This window comes from Streptomyces sp. NPDC107654 (genome assembly GCF_055639035.1).
This window is the reverse complement of the sequence record NZ_JBVKBI010000014.1, coordinates 70,433-87,172: the sequence shown is the minus strand read 5'-3', so window position 1 is coordinate 87,172 and position 16,740 is coordinate 70,433. Positions and strand designations below refer to the sequence as shown.

The 16,740-nt window shown below is 72.2% G+C and carries 14 protein-coding genes; 8 read left to right on the top strand and 6 right to left on the bottom strand.

Going from position 1 to position 16,740, the window contains the following annotated elements; translation table 11 throughout:
- The first annotated feature begins 81 nt into the window (after nucleotides 1-81).
- The 7 genes from cysC to ACZ7N4_RS24195 all read left to right on the top strand — a co-directional run bounded on the left by cysC (nucleotide 82) and on the right by ACZ7N4_RS24195 (nucleotide 6,655).
- Nucleotides 82-618, top strand: a complete 537-nt coding sequence (gene cysC, locus ACZ7N4_RS24225) for an adenylyl-sulfate kinase (RefSeq protein WP_471361178.1) — start codon at nucleotides 82-84, stop codon at nucleotides 616-618.
- Nucleotides 615-1,550: a sulfate adenylyltransferase subunit CysD gene (gene cysD / locus ACZ7N4_RS24220; protein ID WP_471361176.1), complete on the top strand. Its 936-nt coding sequence runs from the start codon at nucleotides 615-617 to the stop codon at nucleotides 1,548-1,550. The genes cysC and cysD overlap by 4 nt, the downstream gene beginning before the upstream one ends.
- 2 nt (nucleotides 1,551-1,552) lie before the next feature.
- Nucleotides 1,553-2,887, top strand: coding sequence for a sulfate adenylyltransferase subunit 1 (locus ACZ7N4_RS24215; RefSeq protein ID WP_471361173.1), 1,335 nt, complete (start codon nucleotides 1,553-1,555; stop codon nucleotides 2,885-2,887).
- A 234-nt stretch (nucleotides 2,888-3,121) separates the two neighbouring features.
- Nucleotides 3,122-4,231: an aliphatic sulfonate ABC transporter substrate-binding protein gene (locus ACZ7N4_RS24210; RefSeq protein WP_471361170.1), complete on the top strand. Its 1,110-nt coding sequence runs from the start codon at nucleotides 3,122-3,124 to the stop codon at nucleotides 4,229-4,231.
- 12 nt (nucleotides 4,232-4,243) lie between these two features.
- On the top strand, nucleotides 4,244-5,047 hold the full coding sequence (locus ACZ7N4_RS24205) for an ABC transporter ATP-binding protein (RefSeq protein ID WP_471361168.1): 804 nt from the start codon (nucleotides 4,244-4,246) through the stop codon (nucleotides 5,045-5,047).
- Nucleotides 5,034-5,912 (top strand): ABC transporter permease, encoded by an 879-nt coding sequence (locus ACZ7N4_RS24200; RefSeq protein ID WP_471361166.1) that lies wholly within the window; start codon nucleotides 5,034-5,036, stop codon nucleotides 5,910-5,912. The genes ACZ7N4_RS24205 and ACZ7N4_RS24200 overlap by 14 nt, the downstream gene beginning before the upstream one ends.
- 2 nt (nucleotides 5,913-5,914) lie before the next feature.
- Nucleotides 5,915-6,655 (top strand): sirohydrochlorin chelatase, encoded by a 741-nt coding sequence (locus ACZ7N4_RS24195; RefSeq protein WP_471361163.1) that lies wholly within the window; start codon nucleotides 5,915-5,917, stop codon nucleotides 6,653-6,655.
- Between the two features lie 209 nt (nucleotides 6,656-6,864).
- Here the strand turns inward: ACZ7N4_RS24195 and ACZ7N4_RS24190 are convergent, their stop codons facing one another.
- Together ACZ7N4_RS24190 and ACZ7N4_RS24185 are read right to left on the bottom strand one after the other, a co-directional pair.
- Nucleotides 6,865-7,188, bottom strand: coding sequence for a hypothetical protein (locus tag ACZ7N4_RS24190; RefSeq protein ID WP_471361161.1), 324 nt, complete (start codon nucleotides 7,186-7,188; stop codon nucleotides 6,865-6,867).
- Nucleotides 7,189-8,261: 1,073 nt separating this feature from the next.
- Nucleotides 8,262-9,278 carry a ketopantoate reductase family protein gene (locus ACZ7N4_RS24185; RefSeq protein WP_471361158.1) on the bottom strand — a complete coding sequence of 339 codons (1,017 nt, stop codon included), beginning with the start codon at nucleotides 9,276-9,278 and terminating at the stop codon, nucleotides 8,262-8,264.
- A gap of 425 nt (nucleotides 9,279-9,703) precedes the next feature.
- On the opposite strand from ACZ7N4_RS24185, the gene ACZ7N4_RS24180 reads away from it, so the two are divergent.
- On the top strand, nucleotides 9,704-11,947 hold the full coding sequence (locus ACZ7N4_RS24180) for an MMPL family transporter (protein WP_471361155.1): 2,244 nt from the start codon (nucleotides 9,704-9,706) through the stop codon (nucleotides 11,945-11,947).
- A 242-nt stretch (nucleotides 11,948-12,189) separates the two neighbouring features.
- Here the strand turns inward: ACZ7N4_RS24180 and mgt are convergent, their stop codons facing one another.
- The 4 genes from mgt to ACZ7N4_RS24160 form a co-directional block, all read right to left on the bottom strand.
- Nucleotides 12,190-13,404 (bottom strand): macrolide-inactivating glycosyltransferase, encoded by a 1,215-nt coding sequence (gene mgt, locus ACZ7N4_RS24175; protein ID WP_471361153.1) that lies wholly within the window; start codon nucleotides 13,402-13,404, stop codon nucleotides 12,190-12,192.
- Between the two features lie 69 nt (nucleotides 13,405-13,473).
- Complete coding sequence (locus tag ACZ7N4_RS24170) at nucleotides 13,474-14,754, bottom strand: ABC transporter substrate-binding protein (RefSeq protein ID WP_471361150.1); 1,281 nt, start codon at nucleotides 14,752-14,754, stop codon at nucleotides 13,474-13,476.
- Complete coding sequence (locus ACZ7N4_RS24165; protein ID WP_471361147.1) at nucleotides 14,754-15,668, bottom strand: carbohydrate ABC transporter permease; 915 nt, start codon at nucleotides 15,666-15,668, stop codon at nucleotides 14,754-14,756. The genes ACZ7N4_RS24170 and ACZ7N4_RS24165 overlap by 1 nt, the downstream gene beginning before the upstream one ends.
- Nucleotides 15,665-16,597 (bottom strand): carbohydrate ABC transporter permease, encoded by a 933-nt coding sequence (locus ACZ7N4_RS24160; protein ID WP_471361144.1) that lies wholly within the window; start codon nucleotides 16,595-16,597, stop codon nucleotides 15,665-15,667. The genes ACZ7N4_RS24165 and ACZ7N4_RS24160 overlap by 4 nt, the downstream gene beginning before the upstream one ends.
- Nucleotides 16,598-16,740 lie beyond the last annotated feature (143 nt).

Sequence of the window (16,740 nt, the reverse complement as noted above, 5' to 3'; positions counted from 1 at the left end):
GCGCACACAGCGACGCGCACGTCGTCCGCAGCCGCCGCCACCGCTGCGGCGGACACGACCACTGCGATTCAGGAGAACCACGTGACGACCGGAGCCACCGTCTGGCTCACGGGTCTGCCGAGCGCCGGCAAGACCACCATCGCCCACGAGCTGGCGGCCCGGCTGCGCGGCGAGGGCCACCGGGTCGAGGTGCTCGACGGCGACGAGATCCGCGAGTTCATCTCGGCGGGCCTCGGCTTCTCCCGGGAGGACCGGCACACCAACGTGCAGCGCATCGGCTTCGTCGCCGAGCTGCTCGCCCGCAACGGCGTCAAGGCGCTGGTGCCGGTGATCGCTCCGTACGCGGACAGCCGGGACGCGGTACGGAAGCGGCACGAGGAGAACGGGACGCCGTACCTGGAGATCCATGTGGCGACCCCGGTCGAGGTGTGCAGCGTGCGGGACGTGAAGGGCCTGTACGCCAAGCAGGCCGCGGGCGAGCTGTCCGGGCTCACCGGCGTGGACGACCCGTACGAGGAGCCGGAGACGCCCGACCTGCGGATCGAGTCGCAGCACCAGACGGTGCAGGAGTCCGCCGCGTCGGTGTACGCGCTGCTGAGCGAGAGGGGACTGGCATGACCACGGTCGCCAAGGTGGAAGAAGGCACGGACAGCCCGTACGCCCTGTCGCACCTGGACGCTCTGGAGTCCGAGGCGGTGCACATCTTCCGTGAGGTGGCGGGCGAGTTCGAGAACCCGGTGATCCTGTTCTCCGGCGGCAAGGACTCCATCGTCATGCTGCACCTCGCGCTGAAGGCGTTCGCGCCCGCGCCGGTGCCGTTCTCCCTGCTGCATGTGGACACGGGACACAACTTCCCGGAAGTTCTTGAGTACCGGGACCGTGTGGTGGCCGCACATGGGCTGCGCCTCCATGTGGCCTCCGTCCAGGACTACATCGACCGCGGTGTGCTCAAGGAACGCCCCGACGGCACCCGTAACCCGCTCCAGACGCTCCCTCTCACCGAGAAGATCCAGTCGGAGAAGTTCGACGCGGTCTTCGGCGGCGGACGGCGGGACGAGGAGAAGGCCCGCGCCAAGGAGCGCGTCTTCTCGCTGCGCGACGAGTTCTCCCAGTGGGACCCGCGCCGCCAGCGCCCCGAGCTGTGGAACCTGTACAACGGCCGGCACGCCCCCGGCGAACACGTCCGGGTCTTCCCCCTCAGCAACTGGACCGAGCTGGACGTCTGGCAGTACATCGCCCGCGAGGGCATCGAGCTGCCGCAGATCTACTTCGCGCACGAGCGCGCGGTGTTCCAGCGGGGCGGCATGTGGCTGACCGCGGGCGAGTGGGGCGGCCCGAAGGACGGCGAGACCGTCGAGAAGCGGCAGGTGCGCTACCGCACCGTCGGTGACATGTCCTGCACCGGCGCCGTCGACTCCGACGCGACCACGCTGGACGCCGTCATCGCCGAGATCGCCGCGTCCCGGCTGACCGAGCGGGGCGCGACCCGCGCCGACGACAGGATGTCCGAGGCCGCGATGGAAGACCGCAAGCGCGAGGGGTACTTCTAAGCATGAGCACGACCACGACCGAGGCGCTCTCGGCCACCACGCTGCTGCGGTTCGCCACCGCCGGCTCCGTCGACGACGGCAAGTCCACCCTCGTCGGACGGCTGCTGCACGACTCCAAGTCGGTCCTCGCCGACCAGCTGGAGGCCGTGGAACGGGCCTCCGCGAGCCGCGGCCAGGAGGGACCGGACCTCGCGCTGCTCACCGACGGCCTGCGCGCCGAACGGGAGCAGGGCATCACCATCGACGTGGCCTACCGCTACTTCGCCACGCCCCGCCGCCGGTTCATCCTCGCCGACACCCCCGGCCATGTGCAGTACACGCGCAACATGGTCACCGGTGCGTCGACGGCCGAGCTGACCGTGATCCTGGTCGACGCCCGCAACGGCGTGGTCGAGCAGACCCGCCGGCACGCGGCCATCGCCGCCCTGCTCCGCGTCCCGCACGTCGTCCTCGCCGTCAACAAGATGGACCTCGTCGGGTACGAGGAGAAGGTCTTCGCCGCCATCGCCGAGGAGTTCACGGCGTACGCGACCGAGCTGGGCGTCCCCGAGGTCACCGCGATCCCGATCTCGGCGCTGGCCGGCGACAACGTGGTGGAGCCGTCCGCGAACATGGACTGGTACGGCGGCCCGACCGTGCTGGAACACCTGGAGACCGTTCCGGTCAGCCACGACCTGGCGCACTGCCACGCGCGGCTGCCCGTGCAGTACGTGATCCGGCCGCGGACCGCAGAGCACCCCGACTACCGGGGCTACGCGGGCCAGATCGCGGCCGGTACCTTCCGGGTGGGCGAGCCGGTCACCGTCCTGCCGTCCGGCCGCACCTCGACGATCTCCGGCATCGACCTGCTCGGCGAGCCGGTCGACGCCGCCTGGACGACGCAGTCGGTGACGGTGCTGCTCGCGGACGACATCGACGTCTCGCGCGGCGACCTGATCGTGCCGACGAAGGACGCGCCGGCCACCACGCAGGACGTGGAGGCGACCGTGTGCCATGTCGCCGACGCCCCGCTGACCGTCGGCCACCGGGTGCTGCTCAAGCACGGCACGCGCACGGTCAAGGCGATCGTGAGGGACATCCCGTCCCGGCTGACGCTGGACGACCTGTCCCTGCACCCGCACCCCGGACAGCTCGTCGCCAACGACATCGGCCGGGTAAAGATCCGTACCGCCGAGCCGCTGCCGGTCGACTCCTACGCCGACTCGCGCCGCACGGGCTCGTTCATCCTGATCGACCCGAACGACGGCACCACGCTCACCGCGGGCATGGTCGGCGAGTCGTTCGCGTCCCCGGAGCCGGTCAAGGACGAGGCCGACGACGACGGCTGGGACTTCTGAGCATGACATCCCCCGACGTCTACTCGACGTTCGCGAAGGAGGGCGGCCGTGTCGGCAGCGGCGCCCTCGGCAGCGGGCAGGGCGGGGTCGCGCGATGTGCGTGCTGACGTACGCGCACCGCTCGCGCGCCCACTCCCCCCACCCGACGTCCCGGATGCGACGAAGACCTTTGCCGAACTCCCGGCCACGACCTGAGAGACCGTGACCGCCGGGCCAACGAGAGGAAAGCCTCCCGTGCCTGCCATCCGCTCCACCTTCCTGCGCCGCGGCACAGCCGCGCTCGCCGCACTCCCCCTCTTGGCCCTCGCAGCCTGCGGTTACGGGTCCGAGTCCCAGGACGACAACTCCGCCAAGGTCGCCGCCGGCGCCGAGAAGACCGACGGGCTGGACTCCGTCAGGATCGGTTACTTCGGCAACCTCACCCACGGGACCGCGCTGGTCGGCGTGCAGAAGGGTTTCTTCCAGAAGGAGCTGGGCGCGACCGAGGTCAAGCCCGCCGTCTTCAACGCCGGCCCGTCCGAGATCGAGGCCCTCAACTCCGGCTCCATCGACATCGGCTGGATCGGCCCGTCCCCGGCGGTCAACGGCTACACCAAGTCGAACGGCAAGAGCCTGAAGATCATCGGTGGTTCGGCCTCCGGCGGTGTGAAGCTGGTGGTGAACCCGGACAGGATCGCGTCCCTGAAGGACGTCAAGGGCAAGAAGATCGCCACCCCGCAGCTGGGCAACACGCAGGACGTGGCGTTCCTCAACTGGGCCGCCGAGCAGGGCTGGAAGGTCGACGCGCAGAGCGGCAGGGGTGACGTCACCGTCGTCCGCACCGACAACAAGATCACCCCGGACGCCTACCGGTCCGGTTCGGTCGACGGTGCCTGGGTGCCGGAGCCGACCGCGTCGAAGCTGGTCGCCGAGGGCGGCAAGGTGCTGCTGGACGAGTCGGACCTGTGGCCGGACAAGAAGTTCGTCATCACCAACATCATCGTGCGGCAGGGCTTCCTCAAGGAGCACCCGAAGGCGGTCGAGGCCGTGCTGAAGGCGGCCGTCGAGACCAACAAGTGGATCAACGCCCACCCGGACCGGGCGAAGGCCGCCGCGAACCAGCAGCTGGAGACCGACTCCGGCAAGGCGCTGCCGGCGAACGTGCTGGACCCGGCGTGGAAGTCCATCCGGTTCACCGACGACCCGCTGGCCGCCACCCTCGACACCGAGGCCCGGCACGCGGTCAAGGCGGGACTGCTGGACAAGCCGAACCTCAAGGGGATCTACGACCTCACGATCCTCAACCAGGTCCTCAGGGCCGAGGGCGCGAGCCCGGTCGACGACGCCGGCCTCGGCTCCAGCTGACGCCGCTCCCCGATGAGTCCCCAGGAGGTGACGACCATGGCCACGACCCTCGCCAAGGCCGACGAGACCGTCGACTTCGCGGCACGCCTCGACCACGTCTCGAAGTCCTTCACCGGACCGGGCGGGCAGCAGCTCGTCCTGGACGACATCAGCATCGATGTCGCGCCGGGCGAGTTCGTCACCCTCCTGGGGGCCTCGGGCTGCGGCAAGTCCACGCTGCTGAACCTGGTGGCCGGACTGGACCGGCCGACCGCCGGGTCCATCACCACGGACGGCCGGCCCGCCCTGATGTTCCAGGAGCACGCGCTGTTCCCATGGCTGACCGCGGGCAAGAACATCGAACTCGCCCTGAAACTGCGGGGCGTGCCCAAGCCGCTGCGCCGCGACAAGGCGGAGGAACTGCTCGAACTGGTCCGGCTGAAGGGCGCGTACGGCAAGCGCGTGCACGAACTGTCCGGCGGTATGCGCCAGCGCGTGGCGATGGCCCGCGCGCTCGCGCAGGAGAGCAATCTGCTGCTGATGGACGAGCCGTTCGCCGCGCTCGACGCCATCACCCGGGACGTGCTGCACGACGAGCTGACCCGCATCTGGGCGGAGACCGGCGTGTCCGTGCTGTTCGTGACGCACAACGTGCGCGAGGCCGTACGGCTCGCGCAGCGCGTGGTGCTGCTGTCCTCCCGTCCGGGGCGGATCGCACGCGAGTGGGAGGTCGACATCCCGCAGCCGCGTCGTATCGAGGACGCGCCGGTGGCCGAACTGTCCCTTGAGATCACCGAAGTACTGCGTGGGGAGATCCGCCGTCATGGTCAGCACTGAGACGACTCCGGTCCAGGACGCCGGGAGCGTCGAGGCGGGCCTGGACGCGCTGGAGACCACGGCCACCGGCCGTCCGACCCTCCGGCAGACCTTCGTCAACAAGATCCTGCCGCCGGTCATCGCCATCGCGGTGGTGCTCGTGGCCTGGTACATCCTCTACCCGGTCGTCGACGATCCGACGAAGCTGCCGTCGCCGGGCGCCGTGGCCGGCGCCTTCCAGGACGCCTGGCTCAAGGGCGACCTGCTCGGCTACATCTGGACCAGCGTCTCGCGCGGTCTGCTGGGTTTCGTCTTCGCGCTGCTCATCGGCACCCCGCTGGGTCTGGTGGTGGCCCGGGTGAGGTTCGTGCGCGCGGCCATCGGGCCGATCCTGTCCGGCCTGCAGTCGCTGCCGTCGGTGGCGTGGGTGCCGCCGGCCGTGATCTGGCTCGGCCTGAACAACTCCATGATGTACGCGGTGATCCTGCTCGGTGCCGTCCCGTCCATCGCCAACGGCCTGGTGTCCGGTGTCGACCAGGTGCCGCCGCTGTTCCTGCGGGCGGGCCGCACGCTGGGCGCGACGGGCGTGAGGGGCGTCTGGCACATCACGCTGCCGGCCGCGCTGCCCGGTTACGTGGCCGGTCTCAAGCAGGGCTGGGCCTTCTCCTGGCGTTCGCTGATGGCCGCCGAGATCATCGCGAGCTTCCCCGACCTGGGCGTGGGCCTCGGCCAGTTGCTGGAGAACGCCCGTACGGCCAGCGACATGGCCATGGTGTTCGAGGCGATCCTGCTCATCCTGTTCGTCGGCATCGCGATCGACCTGCTGATCTTCAGCCCGCTGGAGCGGTGGGTGCTGCGCAGCCGCGGCCTGCTGGTGAAGGGCTGACCATGCGCGACAGGCCCGTTCTCCTCGTCATCGCCCACGGCAGCCGCGACCCGCGACACGCGGCGACCGTGCACGCCCTGGTGGAGCGGGTACGGTCGCTGCGGCCGGGCCTGCGCGTGGAGACCGGGTTCCTGGACTTCAACGTCCCGTCCGTGCACGGGGTGCTGGAGTCGCTGGCGGCGGAGGGGGTGCGGGAGGTCGTCGCCCTGCCGCTGCTGCTGACCCGTGCCTTCCATGCCAAGGCCGACATCCCGGCCGTGCTGCGGGAGGCGCCGGCGCGGCTGCGGATCCGGCAGGCGGAGGTCCTCGGACCGTCCCCGCTGCTGCTGTCCGCGCTGGAACGGCGCCTGTACGAGGCGGGCCTGACGCCCGCCGACAAGTCCTCGACCGGGGTCGTGCTGGCCTCGGCGGGGTCCTCCGACCCGGAGGCGATCGCAGTGATCGCCGACATCGCGCGGGAGTGGTGGCACACCGGTTGGTGCGCCGTGCGGCCTGCGTTCGCCTCCGCATCCCTTCCCCGCACCGAGGACGCGGTGGCCGAGCTGCGCGCCCTCGGCTGCGGCCGGGTCGCCGTCGCGCCGTACGTCCTGGCCCCCGGTTTCCTGCCGGACCGCATCGCGCGGGGCGCGGCCGGCGCGGACGTCCTGGCCGACGTCCTGGGGGCGGCGCCGGAGGTGGCCCGGGTGCTGCTGGCACGGTACGACGCGGCCAGGCGGCCGGCTCTGGCGGCACTCGGCGCGTGAGCGCCGTGCGGCCTCTGCGGCGTCTGCGGCGTTGACGGCTGCGCGGCCCCGGCGACGTTGTCCGGCTGCGGGTCCGTTGTGGCCTGTCGCGCGGATCCCCGCGCTCCTCCGGGGCGCCGCGGTGCTGTCGGCCGTGCGCGGTCCGCGCGGTGGTGCGGGAGGGGTGGTTGCCGTGAGCCGGAGCCCCGTGGCGGCGGGGCCCCGGCCGCTCACAGGCCGAGGGCGGTGAACATCTGCTGCGTGCAGGCGAGGCTGCCGGTGCCGGCCGAAGCCGCGATGGCGATCGTCTCCAGCGCCGAGCGGATCCGGCCCCGGTTCGGGGGCAGACCGTCGTCGGCGGACTCCTGGAACTGCGCCTGGATGATCTCGCCTTGGGGGACCAGTTCCGGGTACTCCGCGTGGAGCGACTCGATGAGCCGCTCGGTGAGGTTCATCATGGTCGGCAGGTCGGGGCGGGCGTAGTCGGTCTGGATCTGCCCGTGGTCGCCGAAGTCGGCCGGGCCGTTGACGTTGCCGAAGTGGTAGGTGCTCATGTCCTGTTCCTCGCTTACGCTCCGGCGGCTCGGTTCCGGGCCGGAGGAGCCGTCGGGTGGAGGGGGTTACGGCGTCGGCGCGGGCTGACCGGGTCCCCCGGGCCCGTGCTGTCCTCCCGGGACGGCCGTCCCGTGCGCGCCGAAGTTGCCGGGGCCGCTGACGTTACCGATGTCGTGGGTCCGTATGTCGGTGCTCCGCACGGCCTTGCGCGGGCCCGTGTGCCGGGCGGCGTGGAGAGGGTTTCCGCCGGCGGGGGCGTCGGCGGGTCTGGTGGTGTCGACGGACTGCCAGAGGACTCTCCGGGTCTTGTCGCCGCTGCCGGTGGGCGGTTGGGGGCGGACGGCCGGTACGGCCTCGGCCTCGGGTCCGCCGGGGGTGCCGTCGGTTCGGGTCTCCCGGTGGAGAGGCACGCGGTGGGTGCCGTGCCGCGGCACAGGGCCACGGTGTGGCGGGCCGGGATCCGCGCGACCGTGCGGGCGCCGAGTGGGCCGAAAATCGCCACCCGTCCGAGTGACGGGTGCGCGTTGACCCGTCCCCGGTGCGCGACGGGGGGCGTGACGGGTACGGCCGCCGGGCGACGGCAGGCGTCGACGGCGAGGCCCGGCCCCAGGGCGTTCGGCCGGTTCCCGGTGAACACCCGGTCGGCGTACCGGGCGAAGCCGCCGTCGAGGCGCAGCGAGGCGCTCGGACGCCGGGCCGCCCCGGGCTCGCTGTACTGCGGCACCGACGGCCATGGTCTGCCGGTCACACTCATCCGTCCGTCCCCTTCAGGCGTTCCGCGCGTTTCACCCTAGGGACGGCGCCGCGACCGTGTCGCGGGGTTCGGTGAGGAGCGGTACCGGCAGGCGGGAATGTGGTAACGGCCGCCGCGGTCCGGCGCTCCCCTGTGACGTCGGACCGAGGCGGCTCTTCGTTCTGCGCCGGTCGGGGCTGCCGTGTCACACGTGCGCTGCGGTCGGTCCGCCGGAGCGGCGTTTATCGGCCAACTCTGCTTCGGGTCGGTCGGCGAGGGGCGCCCGCGTGTGAAGCGCCCGGGGTGGCGGGTGACGGCCTCTCGACGGGCGCGTCCGGCTCAACTTCCGTGCCGTACCGCCTCGTCGGCCAGCCGGGTCAGTTCCGGGACCGGCAGGGAACCCGCCGCCCGGTGTTCGCGGGCGAACCGGTTCGCGAGGCGTTGCAGGAGCTCGTTCAGCGGGGTGGGGACGCCGTGCAGCCGGCCGAGCAGCACGATCTCACCGTTGAGGTGGTCGGCCTCGATGGTGCCGGTGCCCCGGACGAGGGACTGCCAGGAGGAGCCGCCGCCGCGCGGGGTCCCGTCCAGCGGGACCAGGGTGACCTTGTCGCCGCGGGCCGCGCGCTGTTCCTCCGTGCCGGCGTAGGGGATGCCGGCGGCGGCGAGCACCGCCTCGCCCTCGGCCCGGACGCGGGTCAGCAGGACTTGGGCGGCCTCGGTCGTCACGGGTCCGCTGACCGCTTCGAGGGCGTTGCCGAGGTTGCCGAGCAGCTTGGCGTACTGCCAGCGGGCCACGTCGGGCACGACGGGCGCCTCGAAGTGCGCGTAGGCGAGGTCGGCGGCGATCCGGCGGGCGGTGTCGTCGGTGCCGTGCGGGATGCGGCCGAGGTGCAGGATGCCGGTGAGCGGGGCGCCGGCGGCGGAGACGACGCCGGGTTCCACGAAGGTGGACGGCAGCCAGACGCAGACGCCGTACACGCGCCGGAAGCGGCGCAGTGCCAGCCGGCAGCTCTCGACACCGTTCTGCAGGCAGACGAGCGGCAGCCGTTCGGCCGCCGTACCACCGCCGGCCACGGGCACGTCGGCCCAGCTGTCCAGGACGGCCACGGTGTCCTGGGTCTTCACGGCGAGGAAGAGGACGTCGTCGGCGCGCAGTTCACCGAGCGGGGCCGGCCCGTCGACGGCGGGCAGGCGGTACGTCGCCTCACCCTCGGGGACGCGCAGTCGCAGTCCGTTCTCCCGCAGGGCGGCCAGGTGCCGGCCGCGGGCGACGAGCACGACCTCACGCCCGGCCTGGGCCAGCCGGCCACCGACGGTACCGCCGACCGCGCCGGCCCCGATCACGATGTGGCGCATGGCGCAGAGCCTCGCACACGGGGCCGGACGCGCGGCGCCCGGGCACCCCGGTGGTGGGAGGCGGACGTCGTGCCCCGTGGGGGCGGGCACGACGTCCGCGCCCGGCGTACGCCGGGTTGCTCGAAACTCTGGCTGATAGCGGGGTGCGGTTCAACTCCCCCACGCGGCTGTGACTTGTCCGACAAGCTTTCGCCGTCTCGAAGGGGGGCCCTGTCGGCGGATCGGACACCGGGTCCCTGAGGGCCGCCCCCGAGATCCGTCGACAGGTGTAAGGGGCCGCTGTCCTCCCCAGCGGTGACCCGGGCCCCGCGCGGTTCACCGGACAGTACGACGAGATGGCTTTATTCCGCCCCTACCGTCGAACCGGAGCAAGCACAGAGGTGGCGGCAGGGGGCCGTCACCGCACACGAGGGGGCAGGCCCGTCATGGGGAACACAGAGGTGCGGGTGCGGGGACTGGCCGCCCGCGCCGGCGGCTGGAGCGCCCGGCACCGCTGGGCGGCCGTCGGCATATGGGTGCTGTTCGTCATCCTGGCGATGGGACTCGGCTCGGCGGCGGGCCGGGTCGACGTGAGCGAGAGCGACCAGCTCAAGGGCGAGACACACACCGCCGCGAAGATCATCGATGACGCCGGGATCAAGGAGCCGGCCGGGGAGACCGTCCTGGTCCAGGCGAAGGACGGCGCCGTCAAGGCCGGCAGTGCCCCGTTCCGCGCCGCCGTCGCCGACGTGGTGAAGGCCGTCGAGGGCACCGGCCAGGTCACCAACGTGACCTCGCCGTACGACACGCACACCGTCTCCCGGGACGGCCGCACCGCCCTGGTCCGGTTCGACCTGCGCGGTGACGCGGAGACGGCCGCCGACCGGATCCAGCCGGTGCTGGACGCCGTCGCCGGGGTGCAGAAGGAGCACGGCAGCCTGCGGATCGAGGAGATCGGCGGCGCCAGCATGCAGAAGCAGTACAAGGACGCCTTCGGGAACGACTTCCAGCAGGCCGAGTACTCGGCGGTGCCGGTCGCCCTCGGCATCCTGCTGATCGCGTTCGGGGCACTGGTGGCGGCGCTGCTGCCGGTGGCCCTCGCGATCACCGCCATCATGGCGACGATGGGCCTGATGGGCCTGGTCAGCCACCTCCAGCCGATGAGCGACACCGCCAACTCCGTGATGCTGCTGGTCGGTATGGCCGTCGGCGTCGACTACTGCCTGTTCTACCTGCGCCGCGAGCGCGAGGAGCGGGAGGCCGGCCGGGACGCGGGCACCGCTCTCCGGATCGCCGCCGCCACCAGCGGGCGGGCGGTCATCGTCTCCGGTGTCACGGTGTGCGTGGCCATGGCGGGCATGCTGTTCACCGGGCTCGCCGAGTTCGAGGCGATGGGCCTGGCCTCGCTGATGGTCGTGGCGGTCGCCATGGTCGGCTCGGTGACCGTGCTGCCGGCGCTGTTGTCGCTGCTCGGCGAGCGCGTCGAGAAGGGCCGCGTCCCGTTCCTGGGCCGCCGCAGGCGCCGCGGGAACGGGGAGAGCCGGTTCTGGACGGCCGTCCTGCGGGGCGTGCTGGCCAAACCGCTGGTCTCGGTCCTCGTCGCGGCCGGCGCACTGCTGGCGGTCGCCGCGCCCGCGCTCGGTATGAAGACCCAGCAGCTCACCCTGGACCAGGAGTTCGGCGACTCGCTGCCGATGGTGCAGACGTACAACCGCCTCAACGACGCCTTCCCGGGCGGCAGCGAACCGGCCCAGGTCGTCGTCAAGGCCAAGGACGTCAACTCACCCGAGGTGCGGGAGGCGCTGGCCGACTTCAGGAAGCAGGCGGTCGCCTCGGGCGCCTCGCGCGGTCCGGTCGACATCAAGCTGTACGACGCGCAGAACGTCGCCCTCGTCTCCGTACCGCTGGTCGGCGGCTCCGACATGGACCGGGCGACGCAGAGCCTGGAGAAGCTGCGCGACGAGGTGCGGCCCGTCACCCTCGGCACGGTCGACGGTGTTCAGGCACCGGTCACCGGTCAGGTCGCGGGCAACCACGACTTCAACGACCAGCTGATGGGCTCCGTCGTCCCGGTCTTCGTGTTCGTGGTCGTCTTCGCCTTCCTGCTGATGCTGCTGTCGTTCCGTTCGCTGACCGTCGCGATCACGTCGATCGTGCTCAACCTGCTGTCGGTGGCCGCCGCCTACGGCATCCTCGTCGCCGTCTTCCAGCACGGCTGGGGTGCCTCACTGGTGGGTGCGGAGGGGGTCGGCGCGATCGTCACCTGGCTGCCGCTGTTCCTCTTCGTGATCCTGTTCGGACTGTCCATGGACTACCACGTGTTCGTGGTCTCCCGGATCCGCGAGGCCCGGATGCGCGGCCGTACGACGAAGGACGCGATCCGGCACGGCGTGGTCACCACGGCCGGGGTCGTCACGAGTGCCGCGGTCATCATGGTCGCCGTCTTCGCGATCTTCGGCACGCTGTCCATGCAGTCCATGAAGCAGATGGGCGTGGGCCTGGCCGCGGCGGTGCTGATCGACGCCACCGTCATCCGCGGGGTGCTGCTGCCGGCGGTGATGGCGCTGCTCGGTGAGCGCAACTGGTACCTGCCGAAGTGGCTGCACCGGCTGCCGGACCTCACCCACGACGAGACGCCGGAGCCGGCCGCCCCGCCGGTGCCGGACCGGGGCGAGCGACTGACCGTCTGATTCCGCCCGTTGACGCAGGGCCCGTCGGTCTCCGCCATGCGGCCGGCCACCTCTCACAGGCGCAAGCTGGTCAAGGTCGTACGCCCACCACGTCTCCGGCGGACAGACGGGGACGGGCGCGGTCCCGGGCGGCATCGCCTTCGGGACGCGGTACGTCCGATTCGACGTGAGCGGGGTGGCCGGGTCCGTCAGGGCGCGGTGATCCGCACGGCCCGGCACCACCGCCTGCCTCCGACGCCCGCCTAGCTCCTGTCACGGTTCGGCAGTTCGGCCTCGATGAGGTCGGCCGCCCGCCGGGTGCCGCCCTCCTGGACCATCCCCGCCTGCACCTCCTTGAGCCGGCGGGCGACCTCCGGGTCGTCCACCAGGGCGAGGGCGGCCTCGCGGAGGCGGTCGGCGGTGGCCTCCTCGGCGGGCAGGTGCCGGGCGACCCCGAGGCCCTGGAGCACGTCGGCGTTGCCGAACTGGTCGACCGCCTGAGGTACGGCGATCATCGGCGTGGCGGTGGCCAGCCCCTCCTGGCTGCCGCCGGCGCCCGCGTGCGTGACGAACAGGTCGGCCTGCCGCAGGATCGCCAGCTGCGGCACCCAGTTGTGCACCTCCACACGGTCCGGTACGTCGCCCAGTTCGGCGCGGGTCACATGCCGGCCGACCTGCAGGACGACGTGCCAGCCGGGCAGGTCCGCGAAGGCGCGCACGCACTCCCGGTAGAACTCGGGCCGCTTGGTGTAGGCCGAGCCGAGCGACACCAGCACGACCTTCTCAGCGTCCGCGGGGCGCTGCCAGTCGCCCTGGTCGGCGCGGTCGCCCTGGCAGGCGCCGACGAAGGTGTGGACCCGTTCGTCGACCCGGTCGGCGTGCGGCTGGAGGGCCTTCGGGATGAGCACCAGGGACCGGTCCGGGCGGCCGACGAAGGAGTCGGGGTCCCGGGTGATGCCGTTCTCGGCCAGCCAGGCCTCGAACCGGGCGTAGTAGGCCCGTCCGCGCTCGGTCTGCCGCGGCTCCTTCCACATCGGTTCGGCGACCTCCTCCTCGTACCCCTCCCAGGCGACGAGGTTCGGGGAGAGGGAGATCGCCGGGACGCCCCAGCGGTGGGCGAGGACGCGGGCCGGGTAGGAGGTGATGTCGTGCAGGACGAGGTCCGGGGTGTCGCCGGCGTAGGCCTCGACGAGCTGCGGCAGCGCCTGCATCGCGTCGGCCAGGAACGGCTCCACGTTGTCGAGCAGGGTGGTCCCCCAGGCCTCGGGATCGGCGTCGGGGCCGGGCAGCGTGGAGGTGTAGGGCACGGGCTCGGCACCGGTGGCGGCCACCTTGTCGGCGAAGGCCGGCGGGATGGCGTAGGTGACCCGATGGCCCCGGACGACGAGTTCGCGGATCACCTCGATGCTGGGGTTCACATGGCCGTGCAGGGCAGCGGAGAACATCGCGATATGGGCGGGTGCGGTGACTGTGGTCATGCCGTAGAGACTAGGTGAGACGATACGTCTCGTCTAATGTATTTCGGAGGGCGGTTCCTCTGCCCGGCCTCAGCGCTGGTAGCGGGCCAGCACGAGATTGCCGTCCCTCTCGAGGCGGTTGCGCAGTGCGGCGAGGCCGATGGCGCCGCTGTAGTACTCCTGGTACGCCGGAGTGGCCACCTTGTCCTTCCATTCCGGGTAGCCGCGCACGGACCGGGCGGGCGCCGGGCGCAGCCGCGCGGCGAGGGCGGTGCCGGTGGCCCAGCCGTACGTCCCGGTGTGCAGGGCCGGGTCCTTCAGGGCCTGGGTGCCGGTGGGCAGCATCCAGTCGCCGAGGGCGAGGCGGACCATGTTCCTCGGCCGCAGCAGGAAGTCGATGAACGCGGCCGCCTCCTTCTTGTGCGGGCAGTCGGCGGACACGGACAGCGTCTGCGGGCTGACGCCCTGGGCGAGCCCGTCGGCGCCCGCCGGGGCCGGCAGCACCGTCCAGTGGAAGTCCTTGGGTGCCTGCTGCACGATCTGCTGGCGGTAGGAGAAGCCCAGCGGGACCATCGCGTACCGGCCGCCGAAGAAGCCGGGCAGGGTGTCCGAGCCGCCGCTGCCGAGCGTCGAGGCGGGCGCGCTGCGGTCGACGGCGACCTGGTCGTGGATGGTCCGCGGCACGATCGCGTCCCCGGCCCCGAACCGCACGGTCACCCTGCCGTCCGCGCCCCGGTGGAAGAGCCGCCCGCCCGCCGACAGGGACAGGTTGAGCGTCGCGGAGACGGGCTCCTTCAGCGGCCAGGCCACGCCGTACCTCCCGGGCCCGCTGAGCCGCTTGGCGACCTGCCGGAACTCCGCCCAGCTCCAGGGGTGCTCGGGCGTGGGGACGCGCACCTTCGCCGCGCGCAGCCGGTCGGCGTCGGCGATCAGCACCCGGGGCTCCTGGAGGAAGGGCACGCCGTAGACGCCGTCCCCGAAGGTGACCGTCTCCCAGCTGCTCCGCGGTATGTCGGACCTGAGCCGGGCGGGCAGCAGGTCCGTCAGATCGGCGAGGTAGCCGCCGTAGGCGAAGTCGGCGAGGTCGTCGGAGGCGTCGTGGATGACGTCCGGGGCCTCGCCGCCCTCGAAGGAGGTGAGCAGCTGGTCGTGGACGCCGTCCCAGCTTCCCTGGACGTACTCGACCCTGACGTCCGGATGGGCGGCGTTCCACTCCTCCACCAGTTCCTTGCCGGCGGCGACGGACTCCTGCTGCCAGGCCAGGGACTGGAAACGCAGGGTGATCGGGCCGCCGTCGGCGCGGCCGCCCGGGGAGCAGCCGGCGAGAAGCAGCAGGAGTGCGGCGAGGGCCGTGGCGATTGAGGTCCGCATCAGCTCTTCACCGCCCCGGCGAGCAGCCCGCCCGTGATCCGCCGCTGGAGGAGCCCGAAGAGGGCCACGGAGGGCAGGGTGGCGAGGAACGCGGCGGCGGCCAGCGGACCGAGGTCGGCGACCCCCTCCGCGCCGATGAAGTGGGTGAGCACGACCGGGAGGGTCTGTCTTCCGGGGCTCTTGAGCAGAACCAGCGCGAAGAAGAACTCGTTCCAGGCGGTGACGAACGCGAACAGCGCCGTCGCCGCGATGCCGGGACCCAGCAGCGGCGCCGTCACCGACACGAGGGTCCTCAGGCGCCCGGCCCCGTCGACGGCCGCCGCCTCCTCCAGTTCGGCGGGCACCGCCCGGACGTGGCCGACGAGCATCCACAGCGCGAACGGCAGCGCCCACACCACGTACACCAGCGTCAGCCCGAGCAGGGAGTCGATGAGCCGCAGGTTCTTGAGCACCAGGAACAGCGGGATGATCACGAGCACGAAGGGGAACGCCTGGCTGACCACGACCCAGCCCGTGGCGGCGCGGGCCAGCCGGGTGCGGTGCCGGGCCATGACGTAGGCCATCGGGGTCGCGACGAGTACGGCGACGACGGCGGTGCCGAGCGCCACCAGCAACGAGTTGAGGGCGGCGTGCGCCAGCGGCTGCTCCGCGAAGGCCTGCCGGACATTGGCCGGGGTCGGGTCGCGCGGGATCCAAGCCGGGTGCAGACTGCCCAGCTCGCGCGGGGACTTGAGCGCGGTGGACAGCAGCCACAGGAGGGGGAAGGCCAGGAAGAGCAGATAGCCGAGGAGGGCGGCGTACTGGCCGGCGCGGGCGGCACGGCGGGTCCGCCTCCTCGGCGCGGGCAGTCTCCCGGGCGCGGGCCGCGTCAGCGGGGCGGGCCGTCCGGACCGCGGGGGCCTCGTGTCCGTCATGCCTCGTCACCGCCCCGCAGCCGCCCCGCCAGGAACACCGCGAGCAACACCGAGACGACCGCGACGAGCACGCAGCCCATCGCCGCCGCGTAGCCGAACTGGCCGTAGCGGAAGGCTTCTTCGTAGGCGAAGAGCATCGGCAGCCGGGTCTTCCCGCCGGGCCCGCCGCCCGTGAGCACGTAGACCAGGGCGAAGGAGTTGAGGTTCCAGATGAGCTGGAGGGCGGTGATGGCGAGGGCCACCGGTCTGAGGGCGGGCCAGGTGACGCTGCGGAAGCGGCGCCAGGCACCCGCGCCGTCGACCGCCGCCGCCTCGTGGAGCTCGCGCGGCACGTTCTGCAGTCCGGCGAGCAGGGCTACCGTGGTCTGCGGCAGGCCCGCCCAGACGCCGACGACGATGACCGCGGGCAGCGCGGTGGCCAGGCCGCTCAGCCAGTCCCGGCCGGCACCGAGGCCGAGGTCGCGCAGCGTCTCGTTGAGCACGCCGGCGTCCGGGTTGTAGACGAGCCGCCACATGATGCCGACGACGACCTCCGGCATCGCCCAGGGCACGATCGCGAGGGCGCGGGCCAGGCCGCGCAGCCGTAAGTCCTGGTTCAGCAGCAGGGCGAGGCCCAGCGCCAGCAGGAACTGGGGAACGGTCACGCCGGCCGCCCAGACCAGTCCGATCCGGAACGACTCCCAGAAGAGGGTGTCGTGCAGCAGGTCACGGAAGTTGAGGGCGCCGATCCAACGGGTTGCGGCCGTCCGGCCGGACTGGGCGTCGGTGAAGGCCAGCAGGATGCCGTAGAGCAGCGGGCCGACGCTGAGCACGAGGATCGGGACGAGGGCGGGCAGGACCAGGAACCAGGTGCCGTGACCGGCGATCCGGCGCCCGGCAGGCCGCCGCGCCCCCGCCGGCGGTGTCCGCGCTTCGGCCACTGATGTCACGGAATCAGCCCCTCTGCCGGCCTGGGTTGGCGTGTTCATGGTCGTAAAGGCCCGGTGCCCCGTCAAGGGAGCGCGCCCGGGGTCCGGGCCCGCGCACGGCGGCCCACCAGGACGAATGCGAGACTGGCCGAGGACCGGACACA